Origin of the sequence: Paractinoplanes bogorensis (assembly GCF_018829635.1) — a bacterium.
In the GTDB taxonomy this organism is placed as follows: domain Bacteria; phylum Actinomycetota; class Actinomycetes; order Mycobacteriales; family Micromonosporaceae; genus Actinoplanes; species Actinoplanes bogorensis.
Genome location: NZ_JAHKKG010000004.1, coordinates 223564 through 249884 on the forward strand (window position 1 = coordinate 223564; position 26321 = coordinate 249884).

The 26321-nt window shown below is 72.1% G+C and carries 14 protein-coding genes and 1 riboswitch; of the genes, 12 read left to right on the forward strand and 2 right to left on the reverse strand.

Going from position 1 to position 26321, the window contains the following annotated elements; translation table 11 throughout:
* Positions 1-8 precede the first annotated feature (8 nt).
* From KOI35_RS12845 to KOI35_RS12895, 11 genes are all read left to right on the forward strand, one after another.
* Positions 9-1367 carry a nucleobase:cation symporter-2 family protein gene (locus tag KOI35_RS12845; RefSeq protein WP_215786964.1) on the forward strand — a complete coding sequence of 453 codons (1359 nt, stop codon included), beginning with the start codon at positions 9-11 and terminating at the stop codon, positions 1365-1367.
* A 50-nt stretch (positions 1368-1417) separates the two neighbouring features.
* A complete protein-coding gene (locus KOI35_RS12850) occupies positions 1418-1735 on the forward strand; it encodes an ArsR/SmtB family transcription factor (RefSeq protein WP_215786966.1) in 318 nt (105 codons plus the stop codon).
* Complete coding sequence (locus KOI35_RS12855; RefSeq protein WP_215786968.1) at positions 1732-2247, forward strand: SRPBCC family protein; 516 nt, start codon at positions 1732-1734, stop codon at positions 2245-2247. Before KOI35_RS12850 ends, KOI35_RS12855 begins: the two co-directional genes overlap by 4 nt.
* 70 nt (positions 2248-2317) lie before the next feature.
* Positions 2318-2818, forward strand: a complete 501-nt coding sequence (locus KOI35_RS12860; RefSeq protein WP_215786970.1) for a SigE family RNA polymerase sigma factor — start codon at positions 2318-2320, stop codon at positions 2816-2818.
* On the forward strand, positions 2815-3996 hold the full coding sequence (locus KOI35_RS12865) for a hypothetical protein (RefSeq protein WP_215786973.1): 1182 nt from the start codon (positions 2815-2817) through the stop codon (positions 3994-3996). The genes KOI35_RS12860 and KOI35_RS12865 overlap by 4 nt, the downstream gene beginning before the upstream one ends.
* A gap of 16 nt (positions 3997-4012) precedes the next feature.
* A complete protein-coding gene (locus KOI35_RS12870) occupies positions 4013-5587 on the forward strand; it encodes a gluconokinase (RefSeq protein ID WP_215786975.1) in 1575 nt (524 codons plus the stop codon).
* Positions 5588-5681: 94 nt separating this feature from the next.
* A riboswitch (cobalamin riboswitch) is annotated at positions 5682-5805 on the forward strand.
* 9 nt (positions 5806-5814) lie between these two features.
* Positions 5815-7968, forward strand: coding sequence for a magnesium chelatase subunit D family protein (locus tag KOI35_RS12875; protein ID WP_438870599.1), 2154 nt, complete (start codon positions 5815-5817; stop codon positions 7966-7968).
* Positions 7968-8567 carry a cob(I)yrinic acid a,c-diamide adenosyltransferase gene (cobO, locus tag KOI35_RS12880; protein WP_215786979.1) on the forward strand — a complete coding sequence of 200 codons (600 nt, stop codon included), beginning with the start codon at positions 7968-7970 and terminating at the stop codon, positions 8565-8567. The genes KOI35_RS12875 and cobO overlap by 1 nt, the downstream gene beginning before the upstream one ends.
* Entirely contained in the window at positions 8561-9910 is a 1350-nt protein-coding gene (locus KOI35_RS12885; RefSeq protein ID WP_215786980.1) for a cobyrinic acid a,c-diamide synthase CobB, read from the forward strand. Before cobO ends, KOI35_RS12885 begins: the two co-directional genes overlap by 7 nt.
* 66 nt (positions 9911-9976) lie before the next feature.
* Positions 9977-10384 (forward strand): cobalamin biosynthesis protein, encoded by a 408-nt coding sequence (locus KOI35_RS12890; RefSeq protein ID WP_215786981.1) that lies wholly within the window; start codon positions 9977-9979, stop codon positions 10382-10384.
* Positions 10385-10394: 10 nt separating this feature from the next.
* The gene (locus KOI35_RS12895; RefSeq protein WP_215786983.1) at positions 10395-11174 is read left to right on the forward strand and encodes an alpha/beta fold hydrolase; all 780 of its coding nucleotides are present in this window, start codon (positions 10395-10397) and stop codon (positions 11172-11174) included.
* A 168-nt stretch (positions 11175-11342) separates the two neighbouring features.
* Here KOI35_RS12895 and KOI35_RS12900 read toward each other — a convergent pair whose 3' ends face one another.
* A complete protein-coding gene (locus tag KOI35_RS12900; RefSeq protein WP_215786985.1) occupies positions 11343-13739 on the reverse strand; it encodes a GH92 family glycosyl hydrolase in 2397 nt (798 codons plus the stop codon).
* Positions 13740-14120: 381 nt separating this feature from the next.
* Between KOI35_RS12900 and KOI35_RS12905 the strand changes: the two genes are divergently transcribed.
* A complete protein-coding gene (locus KOI35_RS12905; RefSeq protein WP_215786987.1) occupies positions 14121-24641 on the forward strand; it encodes a beta strand repeat-containing protein in 10521 nt (3506 codons plus the stop codon).
* On the opposite strand, the gene KOI35_RS12910 is transcribed toward KOI35_RS12905, so the two are convergent.
* Complete coding sequence (locus tag KOI35_RS12910; protein ID WP_215786989.1) at positions 24638-26116, reverse strand: glutamate-cysteine ligase family protein; 1479 nt, start codon at positions 26114-26116, stop codon at positions 24638-24640. The two genes, KOI35_RS12905 and KOI35_RS12910, sit on opposite strands and share 4 nt — an antisense overlap.
* Positions 26117-26321 lie beyond the last annotated feature (205 nt).

Below are 26321 nucleotides of genomic sequence, written 5' to 3' on the forward strand. Positions count from 1 at the left end.
CGATTCGGATGACCGACGCCGTACACCCGGTCGATCAGCGGCTGCCCCTGGGCCGCCTGGCGATCCTCGGCCTGCAGCACGTCCTGGTCATGTACGCCGGCTGCGTGGCCGTGCCGCTGATCGTCGGCGGCGCCCTCGGGCTGGACACCCGCACGATCGCCATCCTGGTCAACGCCGACCTGTTCGTGGCCGGCGTCATCACGATCATCCAGAGCCTGGGCGTCGGCCGGATCCTCGGCGTCCGGCTACCGATCGTGGCCGGCGCGACGTTCACCGCGCTCAACCCGATGATCCTGATCGGCGCCAAGTACGGCATGCCCGCGGTCTACGGCGCGATCCTCTGCTCCGGCGTCTTCGGCCTGCTCCTGGCCAAGCCGTTCGCGAAGATCATCCACCTGTTCCCGCCGCTGGTCACCGGCACGGTCATCACGATCATCGGGCTGTCCCTGATCGACGCGGGCGCGGGCCTGATCGCCGGCAACGACGAGAGCGCTCCCTCGTACGGGCAGCTCAGTCACCTGGCCCTGGCCGGCTCGATCATCCTGCTCATCGTGCTGATCAACCGGTTCGCCCGCGGCTTCCTGGTCTCGCTGGCGGTGCTGATCGGCCTGATCTTCGGCGTGATCGTGGCCGCGCTGATGGGCCTGGTCGACTTCAGCAACGTGGCCTCGGCCGGCTGGTTCGGCCTGGCCCGGCCGTTCTACTTCGGACCGCCCGAGTTCCAGGCGGCCGCCATCATCTCGATGTGCATCGTCATGCTGGTCATCTATGTCGAGTCGACGGCCGACATGCTGGCCGTGGCCAACCTGGTCGGCAAGGACGTCTCGGAGAACGACATCGCCCGGGGCCTGGCCGCCGACGGCCTGTCCGGCATCCTGGCCGGCACGTTCAACTCGTTCCTGGACACGGCGTTCGCCCAGAACGTCGGCCTGGTGCAGGTGACCAGGGTGAAGAGCCGCTACGTGGTGACGGCGGCCGGGGTCATCCTGGTGCTGCTCGGCCTGGTCCCCAAGCTGGGCGAGGTGATCGCGGCCATCCCCGGCCCGGTCATCGGCGGGGCGGCGCTGGTCATGTTCGCCACGGTGACCGCGGTCGGCATCCGCAGCCTGCGCCGGGTGAACTTCGACGGCAACCACAACCTGCTGATCGTCGCCATCTCGCTGGGCGCCGGCATGGTCCCGGTGGTGGCGCCGGCCTTCTACTCACGGATGCCGGACGAGCTCGAAATCATCTTCGGCAGCTCGATCACCACCACGGTCATCATCGTCTTCCTGCTGAACCTCCTCTTCAACGTCTTCGCCCGCCGCTCCGGCGAGGATGAGCCGTCCGGCGAGCCTGTGCCGGAGTCGGCGCCGCCCGCCACCTGACCGGCCCTCATGCCTTGACGGTTATATAACTCGCCTGGCATGTTGGGGGCATGGATGCTCTAGCCGCCATCGCGGAGCCGACCCGCAGGCGCATCGTCGACGCGTTGCGCCTGCGGGCATGCACGGTCACCGAGCTCGTCTCGATGCTCGGGATGAGCCAGCCCGCGGTCTCCAAACACCTCCGGGTGCTGCGCGAGGCCGGCGTGGTCACCGCGCAGACCCGGGCCCAGCAGCGGGTCTACCGGCTCGAGCCGGGCCCGTTCCGCGAGCTCGACGCGTGGCTCGCGCCCTACCGGCGCATGTGGACACACCACCTGGCCGAGCTGGAGCGTCACCTCGATCGCACGACGACCCTGGAGGAATCGTGAGTTTTGACGTCGGCGAGGCCCGGGACGCGCAGCTGGCCGGGACCGGCGAGCCCTGGACGCTGGTCTTCATCCGGGACCTGCGGCAGCCTCCGCCGGTCGTCTGGGCGGCGCTGACCGATCCGGCCGAGCTGGATCAGTGGGCGCCGTTCCGGGCGCCGCGCGATCTGGGCGAGACCGGGCCGCTCACCCTGACCATGGTGGACGGGGACACCGAGGAGGAAACCCCGGCTCACGTACGCGTCGTCGAGCCGCCCACGCTGCTCGAGTACTCGTGGGGGCAGGACCGGCTGCGCTGGGAACTCGAGCCGCACGGCGGGGGCACCCGGCTCACGTTGCGCCACACCCTGGTCGAACCGACCGATCCGGCCTCGGTCGCGACCGGCTGGCACGTCTGCGTCGTCGTTCTGCAGCATCTGCTCGACGGCGATCCGCACGGGGTCATCCGCGGTCAGGCGGCCAAGGACTACGGGTTCGACGAGCTGCGGGACGCGTACCGGAAAATGTTCGTCTGATCGATGCAACCTGGTGTCTGTCGCGGGTGTCCTGACAGGGTGAGGGGACGACCGGGGGAGACGACGGGGCATGGCCGGAGAGGGGTTCGACGACTTCGTGCGGAGCCGATCGACCGGGCTCCTGCGGGTCGCCTTCCTGCTGACCGGGGATCGGCACGCCGCCGAGGATCTGCTGCAGGAGGTGCTGGAGCAGATGTACGTGCGGTGGCGCCGGATCGAGGGCGCACCGGAGGCGTACGCGCGCAAGGCCCTGGTCAACCGGGCCACGAACCGGTGGCGGTGGCGGTCCCGGCGGCCCGAGACGCCGCTGGGGAGCGAGCACGAACGTCCGGCCCGCGATCACGGCGACGACGTGGCCGTGCGGGCGGCGGTGCTCGACGCGCTGCGCGATCTGCCGCCCCGGCAGCGTGCGGTCGTGGTGCTGCGCTATCTCGACGACCTGCCGGTCTACGAGGTGGCGGCGGCGCTGGGGTGCACGGAGGGGACGGTCAAGAGCAACGCCTCCCGCGGGCTCGACCGGCTGCGGCGGGTGCTCGGACCGGAACTGGTCACGGACGGGGGAGAGCGATGACCGAGACGGACGTCCGGGACGTTCTCGGCCGGGCCACCGAGCACCTCAGCCCGGCGCCCGACCTGCTCGACCGGGTGCGGGCCGGGGGCCGGCGACGGGTGGTCCGGCGGCGGGCGGTGCTGGGCGCGGCGGTGGCGGCCGTCGTGGTCGGCGGGGGAGCGGCATCGTTGCGGCGGACCACACCCGCACCGCGGGGTGACCTGGCCGGCGATCACGACCTGCTGGAGCGGATGCGGGAGGCGTGGCTGACGGCGGTCCCGGACGGTGTCGGCGAGATCGTCGTGCACTGGGCCGGGACCACCCCGATGGGCCCGGTCGGCGTGCTCAGCCAGCGCTCGGCCCGGACCGGGTACGACCTGCAGGGCTTCGTCGAGACCCTGGACGAGGGGCTACGCGGACTGGCCGGGCCGCTGCTGGTCGAGCCGGGCACGATCGCGCCGATCGCGCTGGCCGGGCGTGCGGGCGGGCTGACGGTGCTGGTCATCGTCACCGGCGGGCGGGACGTGAACCTGTCGGAGAACTTCACCATCGACGACCACGGCCGGGTCGACCGCCGCTTCGTCACGCTGCACGGCGATCTCGTCTTCCAGCGTCCGGAGCACAGCGAGCGGTACGCGCTGCGCGTCGGCGCGGATCCCGTGCCGATCAAGTACTCCCGCCGGTTCGTCCTCCCGGAGGAACCCCGCGACGTGCCGCAGAACGTGGTGCGGGTGATGGCCGGCGTCCCGGACGAGGTCATCGACGTCGGGCAGTGGGACGTCTCGGCTCGGCCCGGGTACCTCGACAGGTACGGCTACGGGCGGTGGGAAGGCCCGACCCAGTGGCACGTGCGCGGCCGTCTCGCCGATGGCCGCCGCCTGGTCGTCCAGACGCTCGCCCTCGACGGGGCCGCGCGTGCGTTCTGGATGGCCGCGCCCGACGCCGAGTATCCGACCGTCGGCTATCTGGGCACACCGCCGGGGGTGGACGTGCGCCTGGGCAACGTGCCCGTCCTCTATCTGCGACTGCCCGACCGGCTCGGTGTGGTGGTGGCGGCGCAGAACAGTGAACTGCTCTACCGCGTACGGGAAGGAACGTGGTTGCCGATCGCGGGGGACGCGGCTCTGATCCCGGACGCCGCGACCGAACTGGAGGTGCGGACCGCCTCCGGTCGTCCGGCGCGCTACCCGCTGCCCTGACGGCTAGGTTGGGAGCATGGACGTTGTCATCGGGATCGACACCGGAACGACCGCGACCAAGGGCATCGCCGCCGGCCCGGACGGCTCCCTGCGGGCGCTGACCAGCGTGCACTATCCGCTGAGCGTTCCTGGTCCCGGCCGCGCCGAGCTCGACCCGGTCGCGCTGCGCAACGCCGCGGTCAAAGCCCTGATCGACGTCGCCGCCGCCTGCCGCGAGAACGGCGACCACGTCGTGGCGATCGGGCTCAGCGCGTTCCTGCACGCCGTGGTGCCGATGGACGCGGCCGGTGGTCCGCTCGGGGCGCTCGTCACCTGGGCCGACGGGCGGGCGGGGGAGCAGAGCGAGCGGATCGGGGCCGACGGGCGGAACAAGAAGCTCCAGGCCCGTACGGGCACCCCGGTGCACCCGATGTCGCCCCTGACCAAGCTCGCCTGGTGGCACGACAACGACCCGGACACGCTGCGCAAGACCCCGCGCTGGGGCGGCGTCAAGGAACTGGTGCTGGCCGGGCTGGCCGACGCCCCCTTCGTGGTCGACCTGTCCCTGGCCAGCGGCACCGGGCTCTACGACATCCACGAGCGGCGCTGGGATCCGGAGGCGCTCGATCTGGCCGGGGTCAGCGCCGAGCAACTGGCCGAGGTGCTGCCCACGACCACCCGGTTGCGGCTGCGGCGCGACGTGGCCCAGGCGGCCGGGCTCGACCCCGAGACACCACTGATCATCGGGGCGGCCGACGGACCGCTGGCCAACCTGGGCGTGGGCGCCACCCCGGCCGGGGTCGCGGCGATCTCGCTGGGCACGAGCGGCGCCCTCCGGACGGTGGTCGACCGGCCCACGGCCGACGAGGCGGGACGGCTGTTCTGCTACGCGCTGACCGAGGACCGCTGGGTGATCGGCGGCGCGGTCAACAACGCCGGGTCGGTCGTGCGCTGGGCCGGGCAGAGCTTCGCGGCCGGGTTCGAACGCCCGGGTGCCGAGGGGGAGGACGCCGACGAACGTGACGCCGCCCTGCTGGTCGAGGCCCAGGGTGTCGGCGCGGGCAGTGACGGCCTGCTGTGCCTGCCCTACCTGCTCGGCGAGCGCGCGCCCTGGTGGCGTCCGGGCCTGCGCGGTGCCTACCTGGGGTTGCGCCGCGAGCACGGCCGGGCCCACCTGGTGCGATCGGCCGTCGAGGGCGTCTGCCAGCAGTTGGCGCTGGTCAAAGACTCGTTCACGGCGGAGGGTCACAACCTTTCCGCCGTACGGGCGACAGGCGGGGCGGTCGCCTCGGAGCTCTGGGTCGGCGTGCTGGCGGCCACCCTCGACCTGCCCGTCTCGGTGGCCGACACGCCCGAGGGCACCGCGCTCGGGGCGTGTCTGCTGGCCCGGCACGCCATCGGGGAGCTGCCCGACCTCGACCACGCGGCCGCGCTCGTCCCGATCGGTGAACCGACCCGGCCCGACCCGGCGAACGCGGCGCTCTACGCCCGGCTGCGGCCGCTGGTCGAGACGTCGGCGCTGGCCGTGCAGGACGTGGTGAAGGAACTCGACCGGCTCGCCCCGCAGCCGCTGCCGACGACCGAGAAGGCGGTCGGCGTCACCCGGCCTTGATGCGGTGGCCACCGGCCACCGGGAAGGCGGTCAAAGTCACCCCGCGTTGACGATTCGCTCGACGGTGAGAAAGAGTGGCGGGCGAGCGGTCGCGGAGGAACCCGGTGCGAATCCGGGACGGTCCCGCCACTGTGACCGGGGAGCGACCCTCGTGAGATGCCACGGCCGATCCGGCCGGAAGGCGCGCGGCGAACGACGATCCGGGAGTCAGGAGACTCCGGCCGCTCGTGCCACTCGCCGCGCGGGCGTGGACACCCGCGCAGAAGGGGATCCACGTGACGCCGTACCCGTTCCCGGCCGTGGTCGGTCTTGCCGACCTGCGCCTCGCCCTGCTGCTGACCGCCGTCTCGCCCGCCGTGGGTGGCGTGCTGGTGCGCGGCGAGAAGGGCACCGCCAAGAGCACCGTCGTACGGGCCCTGGCCGCTTTGCTGCCTTCCGTTGCCGTCGTACGCGGGTGCCGGTTCGCCTGTGATCCCGCGGAACCCGACCCGCTCTGCCCGGACGGACCGCACTCTTCGGGGAGTCCCGCGCTGGACCGGCCGGCCACGCTGGTGGAGCTGCCCGTCGGCGCGACCGAGGACCGGGTCGTGGGCACGCTCGACATTCAGCGTGCGCTCGCCGACGGGGTGAAGGCGTACGAGCCGGGGCTGCTCGCGGCGGCGCACCGCGGGGTGCTCTACGTCGACGAGGTGAACCTGCTGCCCGACCACCTGGTCGACCTGCTGCTGGACGCGGCCGCGATGGGCCGGGCCCACGTCGAGCGGGACGGGGTGTCGGTCAAGCACGCGGCCCGGTTCCTGCTGGTCGGCACGATGAACCCGGAGGAGGGCGAGCCCCGGCCCCAGCTGGTGGACCGGTTCGGGCTGGTGGTCAACGTGACCGCGCCGCGCGAGGCGGGGGAGCGGGCCGAGGTGGTGCGGCGGCGGCTGGCCTACGAGGCGTCGCCGGACGAGTTCGCGGCCCGGTTCGCGGCCGACGAGCGGGAACTGGCGGCCCGGATCGTGGCCGCCCGGGATCTGCTGCCGAGCGTGGTGCTGCCCGACTCCGAGCTCGACCGGATCGCGCTGATCAGCCTGGCCTACGGGGTGGACGGGATGCGGGCCGACATCGTGGTGGCGCGGTGTGCGGTGGCCCTCGCGGCCTGGCACGGGCGGAAGCGGGTCACGGCCGACGACGTGCGGGCGGCGGCCCGGCTGGCGTTGCCGCACCGGCGTCGCAAGGATCCGCTCGACCCGCCGGGCAGCGACGAGCAGAAGCTGGAGGACGCCCTGGCCGAGGCCGACGCCCAGCACGGCCCGGACGACGACGACCCGGACGACGGGGGAGCCGGCCCCTCCGGCGGCGACGGCGGGCCGGACGGCGGGCCGGACCACAGTGGTCCGCGCGGTCGGGGCTCGGCGGCGCCTACCGATGGCGGCAACCCGGGTAGCCCTGCGCCGGACGGCACGACCTCGACTGCTCCGCAGGACCCCACGCCCCCCACCTCCTCGACCGACATTTCCGATAAATCGGATAGTGGCGGTGAGGCCGAGGCGGAAGCGCGGGGCGGGGCGGCCGCGGTGGCACCGGGCGCGGCCTATCGCACCAAAACGCTGAGCATCGCCCGCCGCGGCGAGGGCGGCCACGCCGGTCGCCGGTCGCCGTCGCTGTCCCGGCGCGGGCGGGTGATCGGCTCGCGGGTGCCGCGCGGCAAACTGACCGGCGCACCGCATCTGCCCGCCACCCTGCGCGCGGCCCTGCACCGCGCCCACACGACCGACCTCGGTGGCGTCGGCTCCGAGCCGGGCACCGCCGGGCGTGGCGCGGGCTACGGCCTGGTGCGGCCGGCCGATCTGCGGGAGGCCGTCCATGTGGGACGTGAGTCCAACCTGGTGCTGTTCGTGGTCGACGCGTCCGGCTCGATGGCCGCGCGCAAGCGGATGACCGTGGTCAAGACGGCCGTACTGTCGCTGCTGCGTGATGCCTACCAGCGGCGCGACCGGATCGGGATGATCACCTTCCGCGGGCACACGGCCGAGCAGGTGCTGCCGCCGACCTCCAGTCACGAGGTGGGGGTGCTGCGGCTGGCCGCGTTGCGCACGGGCGGGCGTACCCCGCTGGCCGAAGGCTTGAAACGGGCGGCCGCGACCATCGCCACCGAACGACGGCGGGATCCGCGACGACGTCCCCTGCTCATCGTGGTCACCGACGGACGGGCGACCAGCGGGCCCGATCCCGTCCAGGTGGCTCCGGCCCTCGCCGGGGTGTCCACAGTGGTGGTCGACTGTGAGTCCGGCCCGATCCGGCTGGGCCTCGCGTCGCGCCTCGCCACCGCGTTGAACGCCGACATCATGCCGCTCGAGGGGCTGGGCACCGGCCGTACGATGGGAAGGGTTGCCTGATGCCGCAGGGCAAAGTCACCACGGTGCCGGCCGACGGGCTCACCACCCGGCAGCGTCGCCGCCAGGCCGTGCTGGCCGTGCACACCGGACACGGCAAGGGCAAGTCGACCGCCGCCTTCGGGATGGCGCTGCGCGCGTGGAGTGCGGGCTGGCCGATCGGCGTGTTCCAGTTCGTGAAGTCGGAGAAGTGGCGGGTCGGCGAGGAATCCGCGCTCAAGGCGCTCGGGTCGGCCGGGGGCGCGCCGGTGACCTGGCACAAGATGGGCGAGGGCTGGTCGTGGATCCAGCGCGCGGGCACCGAACGCGACCACGCAGCCGAGGCGGCCGAGGGCTGGGAGCAGATCAAACGGGACCTGTCCGCCGAGACCTACAAGTTCCTGGTGCTCGACGAGTTCACCTACCCGATGAAGTGGGGCTGGGTCGACGTCGACGACGTGGTGGCGACCCTGGCCGACCGGCCCGGCACCCAGCACGTGGTGATCACCGGCCGGGATGCCGCGCCGGCCCTGCTCGAGGCGGCCGACCTGGTCACCGAGATGACGAAGGTGAAGCACCCGATGGACGCCGGTCGCAAGGGACAGCAGGGCATCGAATGGTGACCATGCCCCGGATCGTGATCGGCGCCCCCGCGTCCGGGCACGGCAAGACCACGGTGGCGACCGGGCTGCTGGCCGCGTTCGCGCGCCGGGGACTGCCGGTGGCGCCGTTCAAGGTCGGGCCCGACTACATCGACCCCGGCTACCACGCGCTCGCCGCCGGGCGGCCCGGCCGCAACCTCGACCCGGTGCTGGTGGGCGAGGAGCTGATCGGGCCGCTCTTCGCGCACGGCTCGCAGGGCGCGTCGCTCGCGGTCGTCGAGGGCGTGATGGGCCTGTACGACGGGCGCACCGGCGCGGGCGAGACCGGATCGACGGCCCAGGTCGCGGGCCTGCTCGACGCGCCGGTGATCCTGGTCGTGGACGCCGCGGCCCAGGGCCGCTCGATCGCCGCGCTGGTCCACGGTTTCCGCAGTTTCGGCACCGTACGGATGGCCGGCGTGATCCTGAACCGGGTCGGCTCGGACCGCCACGAGTCGATCCTGCGCGAGGCCTGCGAGGAGGTCGGCACGCCGGTGCTGGGCGCGCTGCGCCGGGCCGGCGCGGTGGCCGCGCCCTCGCGTCATCTCGGGCTGGTGCCGGCGGCCGAACGCCGGGCCGAGGCCCAGGAGTCGGTGGACGCGCTCGCCTCGCTCATCGAGAGCGCGGTCGATCTGGCCGAGGTGATGGCGATCGCCCGCTCGGCCCCGCCGCTGGACGCTTCGCCGTGGTCGCCGCTCTCCGACGAGCCGGTGCCCGGGCGGCCGGTGGTCGCGCTGGCCGGCGGTCCGGCATTTTCCTTCGCGTACGCCGAGACGGCCGAGCTTCTCGAAGGCGCGGGCGCCGACGTGGTGACGGTCGACCCGCTGCGCGACGAGAAACTGCCCGACGGCACGCGGGGCCTGGTGGTCGGCGGCGGTTTCCCCGAGGTCTACGCGAAGGAACTGTCGGCCAACGAGCCCCTGCGCCGCGCGGTGGCCGGCCTGGCCTCGTCCGGCGGCAAGATCGTGGCCGAGTGCGCGGGCCTGCTGTGGCTGGGCCGCACCCTCGACGACGCCCCGATGTGCGGCGTCCTCGACATCGAGGCGGCCATGACGCCCACACTGACCCTCGGCTACCGCGACGCGGTGGCGCTGACCGACAGCCCCCTGGCCCCGGCCGGCACCCGCGTGACCGGTCACGAGTTCCATCGGACGACGGTGCATCCGCGCTCGGGCCTGCTGCTGTCCCCGGCCGGCGGCGCCGCCTGGGCCTGGCGCGGCGACGACCCCGAGGGCTTCGCCACACCCACGGTCCACGCCTCCTACCTGCATCTGCACTGGGCCGGCAACCCCGGCTTCGCGTCCCGCTTCGTCAGCGCGCTGTGAGGGCGGCGGTTTGTGAGGGCGGCGGGCGGTCAACGCGCTGGTGGTGAAGGCATCGGACGGCGTTCGGTGACGGCGGCCGTCGGGATCGGGGCGCGTCGGTCGGCTTCGGCGGACGATGTCCGGGCCGCTGTCGAGGCGACCTTGCGGGCGGCGGGCCTCACCGACGCGGACGTGAGTGCCGTGGGCACGATCGATCGGCGGGGCGATGCTCCCGGCGTACGGGAAACCGCTCTTGATCGTGGTTGGTCTTTGCGGCTCTTCACCGCGGCCGAACTCGCCGCCCGCGAAGTGCCCACACCGAGCGCTGCGGTGGCACAGGCGGTCGGCACGCCCAGTGTCGCCGAGGCGGCCGCGCTCTGTGCCGCCGGACCGGACGCCGAACTGATCGTGGCCAAGCGGATCTTCCCGGGAGTGACCGTCGCGATAGCCGCGACCCCGATATTGGACCGATCGGCCGCGCCGCCCGCGCCCTAGCGTCGAGCGTATGAGCAGAGCGACGGTCAACGGCATCACGATCGACTACGACGACCGCGGCGAGGGCCCGGTGCTGGTGCTGGTGCACGGGCACCCGTTCGACCGCTCGATGTGGCGGCCGCAGGCGTCGTGGCCCGGGTGGCGCGTGATCACGGCCGACCTGCGCGGCTACGGCGCGACGACCGTGGTGGCGGGCCGGACGCCGCTCGACGTGTTCGCCGCCGACGTCGCCGCCTTGGCCGATCATCTGGGGATCGACGAGTTCGTGCTGGGCGGCCTGTCGATGGGCGGGCAGATCGTCATGGAGTGCTACCGGCAGTTCCCGGCCCGGATCCGCGGCCTGATCCTGGCCGACACGTTCCCGCGCGCCGACACGCCGGCCGCGGCCGACTACCGCCGCGCGACGGCCGACCGGCTCGAGACCGAGGGCATGGGCGGCTACGCCAAGGAGAATCTGGGCAAGATGATGGCCGCCTACAACGTCGAGGCGATGCCGTCGGTGGCGGACCACGTGCTGACCATGATGACCAGCGCTCCACCGTCGGGCGCGGCCGCCGCGCTGCGTGGCCGGGCCGACCGTCCCGACTACCGCGACCTGCTCACCACCGTCAGCGTGCCCACCCTGGTCGTGGTGGGCCGCGACGACGAATTCACGCCGGTGGCCGACGCCGAGGAAATGCATTCTCTGCTCCCAGACTCGACTCTGGTCGTGATCGAGAACGCCGGCCACCTGCCCAATCTCGAGCAGCCGGACGCTTTCCACCAGGCACTCGCCGACTTCCTGGCCTGATCCGCCGCCGAACAGAGCCGCCGAGCAGTACCGCCGGGCAGGGTCGCCGAGCTGGGTCGCCGAACAGAGCCCACCCACCACCGGGGGCCCCCGTCCACCGGCCAGGATAGTCAAATCTGCGGATCTTGGGCGGGGGCCCTGTGGACAACTCGGAACTGTGGAAAACCGCTACTGGTCGCGTGGCAGGTCGGCCGGGGCGGTCGCCCAGGTCGTGTTGGCTGACGTGCCGAGCGTGAAGTCGAGCGTGCCGCCGCGCAGGACGTACGACTCCGGGAGCCACGAGCGGGTCAGGCGGGAACCGTTCAGGCGGGTGCTCTGCACGTACGTGCCGGTGGTGTTGCTGGTGACGGTGAGGCGTACGCCGTTGCTGCGGTTCAGCTCGACCCGGGTGAACACCGGGCTGCCCAGCAGCATCTCGGCCCGCCCGGGCACCTGCGGGAACATCCCGATCGCGGCGAACACGTACCAGGCGCTCATCGTGCCCAGGTCGTCGTTGCCGGGCAGGCCGCCGGGCCCGATCCCGTACGCGGTGTCGACGATCTGCCGTACGGTCTCCTGGGTCTTCCACGGCTGCCCGAGCCCGTTGTACAGCCAGGGTGCGTGGATGCCGGGCTCGTTGGTCGGGTCGTAGCGCAGCGCGTTGCCACCCAGCACGGCCCAGTTGCCGTTCTCGTCGTGGAACAGGGTGTCGAGGCGCGCCGCCGCTGCGGGCCGGCCGCCCATCAGCGTGGCCAGCCCGGACACGTCCTGCGGCACCATCCAGGTGTAGGTCGCGCTCGAGCCCTGGGCGAAGCCGACATCCGTGGAGGGGGTGAAGCCGGCCTGCCACGATCCGTCGGCCCGCCGTGCCGCCTGGTAGCCCACGGCCGGGTTGTACGTGTTCTTCCAGTAGTCGCCCCGCGAGAGGAAGGGGTTTTCAACGCCGAGCCGGGAGGCCCACATGGCCAGCGAGAAGTCCGCGAGGGAGTTCTCCAGGGTCTCGGCCGCCCCACCCCAGCAGTGGCAGATGTCGTTGGCCGCGTAGCGCAGGGCCAGGTAGGTGTTCAGGGTCGGCCGCTGCCCCTTGCACTGCCCGGGGCAGCCCGCGTCCGACAGCGCGTCCGGGTTCTGCACGGTGGCCTGCCGGGCCAGGGAGTCGTAGGCGGCCCGGGCGTCGAAGTTGCGGACGCCCATCGCGTGCCAGGTGGCCAGGGTCGGCGCGGCCGGGTCACCGGTCATCACGTGGGTGGGTGCGCCCAGGTGCAGCCATCGATCCCAGACCCCGCCGTTCTGGGCCGCGAAATCGAGCATCGACGTTGCCATGTCGCCCGCGACGTCGGGCCGGAGCAGCCCGAGCAGCTGGATCTGGGCCCGGTACTGGTCCCACCCGGAGAAGGTTCCGTACACCGCTTTCTGCCCCGCGCGGAGCCGGTGCGCGACCATGTCGGCCCCGAGATACTGCCCGTCGAGATCGTTCATCGTCTGTGGCTGCATCAGGGCGTGGTAGACCGCCGTATAGAAGGCCTTCGTCCGCTCCTCGGTGCCACCGGCGACCCCGATGCGCTTCAGTTCGGTGTTCCAGGCGGCCCGGGTGGCATCTCCGACGGTCGATGGCGTCGACCCCTCGGGAACCTCCGCGTCCCGGTTCGCGGCGGCCCCGGAGAGGCTCACGTAGGAGATCCCGACCCGCATGCGGACATCACTGTCCGTAGCCGTATCGAATCCGACCCAGCCGCCCGAGCCCTTTCCGGCCCGATCGGCCCCGGTCAGATATCCCTCGCCACCATTCGCCGTCGTCGATCCGGGCTGAAGGGTTCCATTGACCCAGGTGCCCGTCGAAGCGAAGTCGCGATCGAACGAGGCGCTGAAATAGACCTTGTAATAGGACCGCCGATTCGGGTTGGTGGCGCCCCCGCCGTTGCCCCGCCGGCCGCAGAATCCACCGGTCAATACCCAGCCTTCCACCGTACGGCGTCCGGGGCTGATCACGATCGACGCGTCCTCGCTGCCATTGAGCGAGTTCGACGTGCGGAACAGCAGTTGGGCGGCCGATCCGGCGGGGAAGGTGAAGTCGCCGACCCCGGCCCGGACGTTCACCGCGAGGTCGGCCCGGGCCCCCGAATCGAGGGTCACCGCATACCGCCCGGGGGTAGCCGACTCATTGGCGTGGCTGAATGACGAGGCGTACTTGGCGTCCCGGGTGTCGGCGGTCGGGGAGGAGTCGACCGCACCCACGTACGGCATGATCGGGATGTCTCCGGCGGCCCCCGGCGAGCACCCCGCGCCATTGACGTGCGTCAGGCTGAGGCCCCGCATCCGGGTGACGTTCCAGTCGTATCCGTTCGATGCCGGCGAGGTGGTCTGATCGCCCGTGGTGGCGGTCGGGCTCCAGGCCATCATGCCGAACGGGCGGGTCGCGCCGGGCCAGGTATTGCCCCCTCGGGTCGTTCCCACGAAGGGGTCGACGTAAGCGGCCGGATCCGCCACAAGGCTTACCGGAGCGGCCTCGGCGGGTGCCGCCGCGCCGACTGTTCCGCCGATCAGCACGGCGGTGGCGGCGATTAATGTCCGACGAATTCTCGGCATCGACATGCGTCATCCTCTCGGGTTCTGCGCGAAACGTACGTCAGAACGCCCTTTTTCGCCCCTCCGGGAGGGTGAACGTGGCATGACCGTCCCGCATCACGGGTGATCGATCAGTTACCCAGGGAGGTCGGAAACCGTTGCGGGGCAACGCCCGGAGGCGTTTTTCCGGGTGCCCGCGCAGTGCCCGCGCGATTTCCGCCGTCTGGTCGCGCGTTCCGGTGTGGACTGATCACGGGTCCTGCTCGAAAGGGTTATGGAAGTGACCGGTGGGACGGGCGGGAGAATTGAGGAAACGCATTTCGCGAAGAATGCATCGGAAGAAATGCGAGGACATCGCAGAAACGAAGGACTTATCAACCGGGACGGCAGGAAAATCGACCCGTGCTCTCCCAACGGCCTATTCCGGTCAAGCGGCTCGCTCTCCTCGTCGCCGCTGCCGTGGTCCTCGCGCTCCTCGTCCGTCCGGGTGCCGCCTTCGCGGCGACCTCCGTCTCCTCCACGGGTAATGCGATCCGTGTGAACCTGACGGTGCTCGGTCAGAACGTCGGTCTCACGCTGCCGGCGACCGCGAACTGGAGCGACGGCCAAGCCACCGCGTCCAATACCGCGGTCAATGCCAACGTGCCCAGCGTGCTCACCACGGGCACGGTCGCCGACTCGGCGTCGGCGGCCACCGGCGGCGGCAAGGCGTCGGGCAACGTCACCGGGCTGAACGTGCTGGGGAGCACCCTCGGCGCCGACGCGGTCGGGGCCCAATGCCAGATGACCGCGACCGATATCTCGGGGTCGGCCAACATCGCCAACCTGAAGCTGCTCGGGGCGCCGGCCAGCGTCCAGGCCGACGGCACGATCAGCCTCCCCGGGGTGCTCACCGCGAAGATCAAGCCGGAGACGGCGAGCTGGAATACGAGCACCGGCCTGCTGACCTACACGGTGCAGGCCATCAATCTGAATCTGCTCGCCGTGACCGGCGCGGTCGCCAGCGGCAACATCGTCATCGGCGAGGCGATCTGCAAGGGCAACGTCAAGCTGGGCACGATCAGCACCACGACCGCCGCGTTGACGCCCGGTCAGTCCGGAACGCCGGTCGTCACGGTGAGTAACACCGGGGACGTGGCCGCCCCGAACACGACGGTCACCATCCCCAAGCCCGACGCGACCTACTACACCCTCGGTGCGCCGACCGTGGTGGGCGGCGTCGGCACCTGTGACACATCGGGAACGGCCATTGTCTGCAGCGGCATCACGGTGCCCGGCGGCGGCAACGCGAAGATCAACCTGCCGGTCACCCTGAAGTCTTCGGCCACCGCCTCGACGCCGTCCTGGCTGCCCGCCGCGGGCACGGTCAAGGCGGTCAGCACGCCGATCGCCGCCGATACCAGTGCATCGATGACGATCACCGGGGGCGGCACCGCCCTGGCCACCGCCCAGCCCCGGTCGACGACCGGCGGCACGATCACGGTGAACGCGGGCAACCTGACCGCGGGCAAGACCGCGGCCCCGACGATCACGGTCGCCAACGCCGGCCCGTCCGACGCGTCCAATGCCACCGTCACCGTCCCGATCGGCAACATCCCGGCCGGCGTGTCGGTCACCTCGGTCAGCTCGTCGAGCGGCACCTGCACCTTCGACTCGAACAACGCGACCTGTACGAACGTCAGCATCCCGGCCGGCGGCACCGCCACGATCACCCTGAACACGGCCGCGACCAACAGCACGAAACCCGGGACGACCTGGGACCTGGCCAATGTCACCACGACCCTCAACGGGAAGGTCGTCAACGGGTTCGGCCGGCTGCTCACCGTCACCGACCCCGACATCAACCTGGACAACGGCGTCAGCATCACCCCGGCCGCGGCCAACCCGGGCGGGGCGAAGGTCAACGCGACCGTCAACCTGGCCAACCTCGGTGCCCTGGCCTCGCCGAACACCACCGTCACGTTCCCCCCGGTGCCGTCCGGCTATACCATCGACACCGCGAACATCAGCGCCGGCGGCGGCACCTGTGCCGTCAGCGGCGGCGTGCTCACCTGCACCGGTGTCAACGTCCCGGCGATGAGCGGCGGGAACGCGGGCAGCGCGACCCTGACCGTCCCGGTCAGCCTGAGCTCGGGCACCACCGCCAACTGGAGCGGGACGGTGACCGCCACGGCGCCCGGCACGACCGGTACCGCCACCGGCACCCTGGTCACGGCCGTGCCGCGGTACACGCTCAGCGCCGGCGCGACCGGTCCGGCGGCCCGGACGGTCAGCCCCGGCCAGAACACGACCATGACGATCAACGTGTCGAACCAGGGCCCGTCGAATGCGGTGTCCGCGCCGTTCGTCGTCGTCGCGCCCCAGGGCACCACGTTCGGCTCGCTCACCGGGGCGGTCGGCAGCGCCTGTCAGTCGCTCACCCCGACCACGATCCGATGCACCGTGACCGCGTCGCCCACCGATCCGGCCATCTCGCTCGACCTGCCGCTGCAGGTCTCGGCCAGTGCCGACCCGTCCACCCCGCTGACCGGCGGCTGCGTGAGCCTGGACAACGACTCCAGCTGCGGCGGGCCGACCGACTCGGCCCTGCCCGGCATCACCCTGCGCCAGACCCTGGCCAACCGGCTCACCGTGACCGCCACGCCGGCCACCATCACCCCGGGCAGCAGCGGCGTCGGCAAGATCGCCCTCACCTCGGCCCAGGCCGAGACCGGCATGCAGATCACCGTGCCCAAGTCGGCCCTGCCGGCCGGGTTCACGGTCGGCGGCGCGACCGTCGACGGCGGCACCTGTGACACCTCCGGGGCGTCGATCGTCTGTACGGGCGTCGACCTGGTCGCCTCGACGACCAAGAACCTGCAGATCACCGTGCAGGTCGCCGCCACCGCGGCCGGCTCGCAGACCTGGACCGCCAACGGCATCACCGTGCAGTCCGGCAACGAGCAGGTCACCACGAACGGCGCGCTGGCCACGACCACCGCCCCCTCGTACACGCTGACCGCGAGCGTCTCGGTCCCGCCGGCCGGCACCGTCCTGCCCGGTGGCACCGCCAACGTCCCGCTGACGGTCACCAACACCGGGCCGTCGGCCGCCTCGCCCGCGTCCTTCTCGGTGACCGCGCCCAACGGCACGACCATCGGCCCGCTCGACGCCAACACGTCCGCCGTGTGCCAGGTCAGCGCGAACAACACCCAGCTCACCTGTTCCACCGGCCTCGGCGTGAACGCCACCACCCAGCAGCTCACCCTGCCGCTGGTGGTCGCCGCGAACGCCGACCCGGACAAGCCGATCAGCGGCAGCTGCGTCGAGCTGGACGGCTACCCGGGCTGCGGCGCGGGCGACACCACCATCCCGCCGATCACCCTCAAGGTGCCGGCCGCCTCCCAGGTCGGGTTCGCCTCGACCACCGCCACCGTGACCCCGGGCGACACCGCCACGGCCAAGGTGAGCATCTCGGCCACCCGGGCCACCCTGACCAACACGGTCGTCACCATCCCGGTCAGCCCGGTTCCGGCCGGCCTGACCGTCGGCACGGTGAGCCTGGCCGGCGGGGCCACCTGCCCGGTCACCGGCAACACGGCCACCTGCACGATCCCGTCGATCGCGCCGGGCACCCCGCAGGTGATCAACGTGGCGGTCGGCGCGGGGGCCGGTGCGACCACCGGCACCTGGACCGCCCAGGGCATCACGGCCACCATCCCGGCCGGCACGGTCACCGCGGCCGACCAGACACTGGCCACGATCGGCGCGCCCCGCAACGTCGTCACCGCGACCGTCGCCGTGCCGAACACGCCGATCCTGCCCGGCGGCACCGGCTCGATCACCGTCAACGTGAACAACACCGGCCCGTCCGACGCGACCGGCGCCTCGTTCACCGTGATCGCCCCGAACGGCGCCACCTTCGCCCCGCCCGCACCGTCCGGGTGCACCATCGCGGCCGGTGGCCGGAGCGCCAGCTGTACGTTCAACCAGACCGCGGCCGCCCCGCCGACCGCCTTCCCGTTCACCGTGCAGACCAGCTCCAACGTGCAGCCCGGTACCGGGCTGACCGGTGGCTGCGTCGACGTCGACAACAACGGCGTCTGCACCTCGGCCGACACCGCCATGCCGGCCATCCCGATCGGCACGCCGCTGCAGAACCAGCTCACCGTCACCTCGAGCCCGGCCACGGTGACCCCGGGGTCCGCCACACCGAGCACCGCGACGCTGACCATCAGCGCACCGTCGAACCTCAACGACCTCGTCGTGTCGACCTCGACCGCCGCCCCGACCGGGCTGTCGGTGCTCACCGCCGCCGGTCCCAACGGCACCTGCAACCCGCAGGCCAACGGCTCCTTCAACTGTGGTGACGTCGACCTGAGCGGCGCCAACCACAGCGCCAACATCACGCTGACGATGACCGCGGTCGCCGCGGCCACCCCGGCGACCTGGGCCCCGTCGTTCACGATCACCTCGACCGACGGGCAGACCGCCACCGACACCGCCACCATGGCCGTGATCGGATCGGCCCAGACCAACCTGACCGTGAGCAGCAGCGGCCCGGCCGCCGGCACGACCGACCCGGGCACCACGGCCAACGTGACCGTGACCGTGGCCAACACCGGCCCGTCGGACGCCGTGAACCAGGTCGTCGTCCTCACCGCGCCGTCCGGCACCACGTTCGGCACGCCGCCGGCCGGCTGCCAGACGGTGACCTCGACCCGGATGCTGTGCCGGGTCAACGCCCTGGCCAACGGCAACGCGAGCGTGACCGTGCCGGTGGTCATCCCGGCCAGCGCCGACGTCTTCACGCCGATCACCGGCGGCTGCGTCGACGTCGGCGGCGACGGCACCTGCGAGGGCACGCTGCCGACGATCACCTTCCGCCAGCCGGTCGACCGGCGCGCCACCGTGACCGTCACCCCGGTCACCGTGACCCCGGGCAGCAGCGGCAACTCGGTCGTCCGGGTGACCGCGGCCAACGGCGACCTGACCAACTTCACCATCACCGTGCCGGTGACCCTGCAGACCTCGGACCTGCAGCTCGGCTCGATCACGCCGAGCGGCGCCTGCGCGGCCAGCTCCGGCACCACGGTGACCTGCACATGGGCGAGCATCACCAAGGGCAACTCGCAGGACATCACCATCCCGGTGCAGGCCACGGCGGGCGCGGCGGCCGGTCTCACGGCCACCACGACGGGCATCACCATCGCGGACAACGTCGGTTCGGCCAACCTGGCCGCCCGCCAGCTGGCCGTGACCGGCACCGCCCAGGCCGCGGTCAACCCGACCTTCGGCACCGTCACCGCGACCGAGCCCGGCACCACCGGCACGATCCCGCTGATCCTGACCAACGCCGGCCCGTCCGACGCCACCGGCACCCAGGTCAGCGTCGTCGCCCCGAACGGCACCACGTTCGGCACCCCGCTGCCCGCGGGCTGTGTCGCCGACAGCACGCAGACCAACCTGACCTGTACGGTCTCGATTGCCAACGGCGGCACCCGGACGCTGGCGCTCCCGGTGGCCGTGCCGGCCTCGGCCGACCCGACCGGCACCATCAGCGGGGGTTGCGTCGACGCCAACAACAACGGCGTCTGCACCTCGCCGCCGGACACCGCACTGCCGTCGATGCCGCTCACCTCGCGCCTCGACCAGGAAGTCACCGTCCGGGCCGACCGGGCCGCGCTCAGCCTCGGCGGGGACACCAAGCAGGCCAAGGTGACGATCACCTCGACCAAGGCGCAGAACGTGGACGTCGCGATCCCGCTGACCGACGTGCCGTCCGGCTGGACCGTCACCGCGGCCTCGCCCGCGGGCTGCACCACCGGCGCGAGCGCGATCACCTGCACCGGCCTGGCCCTGTCGACCGGCAACAACGTGATCACCCTGAGCGTGACCTCGCCGGCCGGGGCGGCCACCGGCGACAACTGGTACGCGTCGGGGATCACGGTCACCGGTCACACCAACGAGACGGTCACGAGCGGCGCCCTGATGGCCGTCGTCGGCACGGTGCCCTACATCCTGGGCGCCGCGGTCAGCGGCGTCCCGGCCGACGACACGGTGCTGCCCGGCGCCACCGTCCCGCTGACCGTGACCATCAGCAACAGCGGCACGCCCTCGGCCTCGCTGAAGGCCCCGGTGCAGATCACCGCTCCGACCGGCACCACGTTCGGCACGACGATGCCGGCCGACTGTGTCCGCAACACCGCCACGACGGTGAACTGCCAGGTCGGCGTCAACGCCACGGGCCAGGTCGCGTCGTACGCGCTGCCGATCCTGATCCCCGGCAACGCGGCCGGCGGCACCGTCATCAAGGACGGCTGCGTCGACCTCGACGCCAGCGGCAGCTGTGACGTCACGGTCAACCAGTTCACGCTGCGCGCACCGCTGTCCGATGTGGTCACGGCCGGCTCCACCACGCAGGCCACGCCCGCGCCGGGTCAGACCGGCACGGCCACCGTAAACCTGGCCGCCTCCGCGGTCCGGCCCGGCCTCGGGGTCAGCGTCAGCCTGGCCGGCCTGCCCACCGGGGTGACCGTCACCGCCGTGCGGCTCGGCGGCCAGACCTGCACCGTCGCCAACGGCACGGCGACCTGCCCGGCGACCGACTTCCCGGCCACCGGCAGCACCCCGCTGGCCATCGACTTCGCGGCGAACTCGGCCACCACGCCCGGCGCGACCTGGCGGCCGGCGATCACGGTGGCCGACCCGGGTCAGGACTCGGTCGTGCTGCGCCCGGTGGCCCTGACCGTCGGCGCGGCGGACACCGACGTCGCGGTCAGCCTCGTCCTGCCGGACAACGGCACGGTGCTGCCCGGTGGCACCGCCGACGCCGAGGTCACCATGACCAACAACGGCGACTCGGACGACCCGGCGGCCACGGCGACGTTCACCGCGCCGGCCGGCACCACGTTCGATCTGACCAACTCGAGCGCGGCCAACTTCTGCACGGCCGACTCGGCCACCCAGGTCACCTGCTCGACCAGCCTGGCGGCGGGCGCCAACGCCCAGTTCCGCCTGCTCATGAAGGTGGCCGGCACCGCCGCGGCGGGCTCCACGGTCGCCGGCGGCTGCGTGAACGTGACCGGCGGGAACAGCTGTGACACCGCCATCGCGTTCACCCTGGGCAAGCCGTTCAGCGACCAGGCCAAGCTGACCTACACCCGGGCCACGGTCGTGCCCGGCGACACCGGCACCGGCTACATCAAGGTCACCACCGACCGCGCCCTGACCGGGCTCACCGTGACCGTGCCCCTGAGTGCCCTGCCGGCCGGCGTCGACATCGCCGGCGCGAGCGGGCCGACCGGGGCGTCCTGCACGGTGAACAGCGCCGACATCGTCTGCAGCGGTGTCGATCTGGCCCAGGGCAGCGCCCTGAACCTGGTCTCGGTCCGCATCCACCCGGCGTCGAACCTGGGGGCGAACGTCATCTGGGCGCCGGTGGCCGCGCTGACCAACGGCTCGGGCGGCACCAGCGAGGGGGCCGGCGTGCTGCTGCAGACCTCGGCCCCGCAGCCGGACGTCAAGTACACGATGAGCGCGCCGGACAGCCCGGTCGCGCCGGGCAGCGTCGCCACCATCACCGGCACCCTGATCAACCAGGGCTACTCCGACCTGACCAACGTCTCGGTGCGGGTCAAGGCGCCGACCGGCACCACGTTCGGCAGCCCGCTGCCGGCCGGCTGCACGGCCGTCGGCACCGCCGCGATGGACTGCGTGGTCAACCTGCCGGCCGGTGCGGCCGCCCCGGTCTCGTGGTCGCTGCCGGTCCAGATCCCGGCCAACGCCGACCCGAGCCAGCAGGTCACCGGCGGGTGCGTCGACTACAACCGGGACGGCGTCTGCGGCACCGGTGAGCTGGCCCTGCCGGCCATCACACTGACCGCCACGCTGGCCCAGGCCCTGACGATCGGCACCCCGGTCAACGGCGGCGCGAACCTGACGCCGGGCGTCACCGACACGGTCACGATCGCCGTGAGCTCGACCCAGGCCCGTACGGGAATGACCGTCACCATCCCGATCGACAACCTGCCCACCGGCATGCAGCTCGTGCAGGCCCGCACCGACAACGGGTCCTGCTCGGTCGGCCAGCGCGCCGTCACCTGCACCGGCGTTTCGGTCGCGGCCAACGGCACGACCAACATCGTGCTCACCTCGGTGGTCTCCGGCACCGCTCCGATCGGCACCTGGTCGCCGCAGGTCACCGTCTCGCAGGGCTCGCAGGCGGCGGAGCAGACGGTCACCGCGGCCGCGACGATCACCGCCCCGCAGACCAGCGTCGCCGTCACCGTCGGCGTCCCGGCGTCGCAGACCGTGCTGCCCGGCGGCACCGGCACCCTGACGCTGACCGCCACCAACACCGGGCCGTCGCAGGCCACCGGCGTCACCTACAGCACGATCGCGCCGGTCGGCACCACGTTCGGGACGCTGACCGGCGCCGCCGCCAGCCAGTGCACCCGGATCACCTCGACCCAGGTGACCTGCCAGATGACCGTGGCCGGCAACGGCCGGGCCCAGGTCGCCCTGCCGATCACGGTGGACGCCACGGCCAGCCCGTCCACGCCGATCACCGGCGGCTGCGTCAAGTCCGGAACGGGCTCGACCTGCTCCGGCTCGGACTACAAGATCCCGGACATCGCGCTGGCCACCCCGCTGAGCGGCAAGGTCCAGCTGGCGGGCGTCCCGGCCACGGTCGTTCCCGGCCGTACGGGCTCCGGCGTCCTCAAGATCACCGCGACCGGCCCGGTCAGCGGCGCGACGATCAGCATCCCGCTCGCCGCCAAGCCGACCTGGCTGACCGTCACCGGAGCGAGCGGCCCGACCGGGTCGACCTGCGCGATCGGCGCGACCGCGATCACCTGCACCGGCGTCAACCTGACGACCGGGGCCAGCACCGCCGTGACCGTGACCGGAACCGTCGCCCCGACCGCGACGGCCGGCACGACCTGGCGGGCCACCGGCATCACGGTCACCGCGGGCGGCGAGACCGCGACCGGCCTGGCCGATCTGGTCACCACCGGCACCCCGGTCGCGGCGGTCTCGTTCCGCACGACCAACGCCGCCGCCACGGTCACGCCGGGCCAGACCACCTCGCTCACCCTGACCGCGACCAATGCCGGCCCGTCCTCGGCCACCCGCCGCACGGCGGTCCTGGTGGCGCCGGGCAACACCCAGTTCGGCCCGCTCACCGGCACCGCCGCCACCGACTGCACGCTCACCAGCTCCACCGTGGTGACCTGCACCTACGACCTCGGCGTGTCGGACACGAAGTCGTGGACGGTGCCGGTGGTCGTGTCCAGCGGCGTCAAGAACGGCGACAAGCTGACCGCCGCCTGCGTCACGGCCGACGGCAGCAAGACCTGCGGCACCGACCTCGACGTGTCGGTCACCACGACGCCGGCCAACCCGATCAGCAAGGTCGGCACCCTGACGCTGGACAGCACGACGGTCGCGGCCGGTGCCTCCGGCAACGCGGTGTTGCGGCTCTCGTCGACGGTCGCGAAGACCGGACTGACGCTCACCGTGCCGCTGAGCACCGTGCCCGCCGGGTTCACCGTCAAGTCGGCCACGCTGGCCGGCGCCACCTGCACCATCGGCACCAGCACGATCAAGTGCACCGGCGTCGACCTGGCCGCCGGCGTGGCCAAGCCGCTCTCCATCGGCATCGACGTCGCGTCGAGCGCCGCGAGCACGGCCGCCTGGTGGGCCACCGGCATCACCCTGGCCGACGGGACCGACGCCACCGACAAGCTGACCGCCTCGGGTCTGCTCGTGAGCACCTCGAAGCCGGCCTACGCGGTGTCGGTGGTCGTCGGCAGCCCGTCGCTGTCGGCGCCACTGCCCGGTCAGACCGTCACCATCCCGATCACGCTCAGCAACGCGGGACCGGGCGAGGCCGGCCCGTACGTGACGACGATCCGCATCCCGGACAACACCACCGCCGGCACCCTGCCCAGCGGCTGTGTGGCGTCGGGGCAGATCGTGACCTGCACGCTCACGATCCCGGCGGGCACCACCACGCAGATCCAGATCCCGTTCGTGGTCAGCCCCGACCTCAAGGGCGGCGAGGAGCTCACCGGCGGTTGCATCGACGGCGCCCTGGCCGCCACCCCGGACCCGGACGGCGTCTGCGGCGGCGACAGCGACGTGGTGATCCCGGGGATCACCTCGGGCCGCTTCAAGGTCAACCTGGCCGTCACGTACGACAAGCCGGCCGTCACCGTGGGCCCGAACGCCACCGGCGTTGTGATCCGCATCCCGTACACCAACGAGGGCACCGACACGGCCGACAACGTGAAGTTCACGGTCGAGCCGCCGGCCGGCGTGGTGGTTCGCTCCGCCTCGATCCTGCTCGAGGACACCACGGTGGCCGAGGGCATGGTGCTGGCGGCCGCGTCCACCACCGCCGCGGCCGAGTGCTCGCCGGCCGGTGACGGCAAGGCGTCGAACGCGGTGGTGTGCAGCGCACCGAACGCGGCCGGTCTCTACGGCAGCCAGCTGATCCTCACCATCGACGGGTCGAACAGCAAGAAGTCGGGCACCCAGAACATGAAGGTGACCATCAGCACGACCAGCGCCGAGGGACTCTCCACCGACAACACCGTCGACGTCCCGCTCACGCTGACGGCCAAGGCGACCACCGGCGGCGACGACGACAACGGGAACAACGGCGGTGGCGACGACAACAACGGTGGTGGCGGCGACAACGGCGGCGACAACGGCGGCGGCAGCGACCTGCCCAGGACCGGTGCCCAGATCGCCGGGACCGCGCTCATCTCGCTGCTGCTGATGGTCGCCGGCGCCACCCTGCTGCTGGCGATGCGCGAGCCGCGGCCCGCCGGGACGCCGGGTTCCGTCCGGATTCCGGTACGGATCCCCGGCTACACGCCGCGCCACGAGCGCCCGCGCAGCGCGGCCCGGCAGTGGTTCGGCCGGCGGAACTAGTCGGGGTAGGGCCACTCGTGCACGGGGAGGTTCTCGTGCATGAGTGGCAGGTAGCGGCGCAGCATCTCGTGCAGGGCGGCCTGGCGGTCGTTGCCGTCGGCCTCCAGCGCGTGCAGGGTCTGTGCCTGCCACGCGGCGCCGTTGCGGTGGGTCAGGCAGCGCTGCTCGATGATGCCGAGCAACCGGTCGCGTTCGCCCGGCGAGACGCCCCACCGCTCGAGACCCTGGTGGGCCATCGGCAGCAGCCGCCGCAGCACCAGCTCGGTGACCTGGATGTAGCCCAGCCCGGGCCAGAACACGGTGGCGTCGATGCCGTGCCGGGCGCAGGCGTGGAAGTTCTCCTCGGCCGCGCTGAAACTCATCTGCGTCCACAACGGACGCTCGGCCTCGGCCAGCGTGCGGATCAGCCCGTAGTAGAAGGCGGCGTTGGCCATCGTGTCGACCACGGTCGGACCGGCCGGCAGCACCCGGTTCTCCACCCGCAGGTGCGGCCGGCCCTTGACCACGTCGTAGATCGGCCGGTTCCACCGGTACACCGTGCCGTTGTGCAGCCGCAGCTCGCTCAGCTGCGGGATCTCGCCCCGCTCGAGCATCTCGGCCGGGTCGGCGTCGTCGCAGATCGGCAGCAGCGCCGGGAAGTAGCGCACATTCTCCTCGAACAGATCGAAGACGCTCGTGATCCAGCGTTCCCCGAACCACACCCGCGGCCGTACGCCCTGGGCCCGGATCTCTTCCGAGCGGGTGTCGGTGGCCTGCTCGAACAGCGGGATCCGGGTCTCCCGCCACAACTCACGGCCGAACAGCAGCGGCGAGTTCGCGCCCAGGGCGACCTGGATGCCCGCGATGACCTGGGCCGCGTTCCAGTACGCGGCGAACTGGGCCGGGCTCACCTGCAGGTGCAGCTGGGTGCTGGTGCAGGCCGACTCGGGCGCGATGGTGTCGGTGGTGACGGACAGCCGGTCGATGCCGTCGATCCGGATGTCGAGATCCTCGCCGCGGGCCGCGAAGATCTGCTCGTTCAGCAGCTTGTACCGCGGGTTGGCCGACAGCGCCTCGTCGGTCATGTGCTCCTTGCGCAGCGTCGGCAGGATGCCGATCATGACCGTGTGCGCGCCGACCGTACGGGAATGCTTCTCGGCGTTGTTCAGGCTCGCCCGCAGGCTGTGCTCGAGGTCGGCGTTCTCGTCGCCGGCCAGGCGCCGCGGCGGCACATTGATCTCGATGTTGAACTGACCCAGCTCGGTCTGGAAATCGGGGTCGGCGATCGCGCCCAGCACCTCGGCGTTGCGCATCGCCGGGTCGCAGTTCTCGTCGACCAGATTGAGCTCGATCTCCATGCCGGTCAGCGGCCGTTCGAAGTCGAACCGCGACTCGCGCAGCATCGCCGCGAACACGTCCAGACTCCGGCGGATCTTGTGCCGGTATCTGGCCCGGTCCTCCCGGCTGAAGTTGGCCTGCTCGACGTCCTCGCCCACGGCACACCACCTTTTTCGCAGCTGGTCCCAACCTCGCACACGCCACGGTGTCGCGCCAGGTGACACCAAAGCATGAGATCGCACCCCGTGTCCTTCTCATCCGCGTCGATGTCGGGCACGGTCACGGCAACGACTTGCATCGCAGCGGTACCCGGACGTCACGGATTTCATCCGGATCGGCACCCTGGGGAGGGCAAAATCGTGA

Excerpts from the sequence above, each read along its gene's own strand:
- KOI35_RS12845 (WP_215786964.1), top strand. The coding sequence starts at position 9 with ATGACCGACGCCGTACACCCGGTCGATCAGCGGCTGCCCCTGGGCCGC.
- KOI35_RS12850 (WP_215786966.1), top strand. The coding sequence starts at position 1,418 with ATGGATGCTCTAGCCGCCATCGCGGAGCCGACCCGCAGGCGCATCGTC.
- KOI35_RS12860 (WP_215786970.1), top strand. The coding sequence starts at position 2,318 with ATGGCCGGAGAGGGGTTCGACGACTTCGTGCGGAGCCGATCGACCGGG.
- KOI35_RS12865 (WP_215786973.1), top strand. The coding sequence starts at position 2,815 with ATGACCGAGACGGACGTCCGGGACGTTCTCGGCCGGGCCACCGAGCAC.
- KOI35_RS12870 (WP_215786975.1), top strand. The coding sequence starts at position 4,013 with ATGGACGTTGTCATCGGGATCGACACCGGAACGACCGCGACCAAGGGC.
- cobO (WP_215786979.1), top strand. The coding sequence starts at position 7,968 with ATGCCGCAGGGCAAAGTCACCACGGTGCCGGCCGACGGGCTCACCACC.
- KOI35_RS12885 (WP_215786980.1), top strand. The coding sequence starts at position 8,561 with ATGGTGACCATGCCCCGGATCGTGATCGGCGCCCCCGCGTCCGGGCAC.
- KOI35_RS12895 (WP_215786983.1), top strand. The coding sequence starts at position 10,395 with ATGAGCAGAGCGACGGTCAACGGCATCACGATCGACTACGACGACCGC.
- KOI35_RS12900 (WP_215786985.1), bottom strand. The coding sequence starts at position 13,739 with ATGCCGAGAATTCGTCGGACATTAATCGCCGCCACCGCCGTGCTGATC.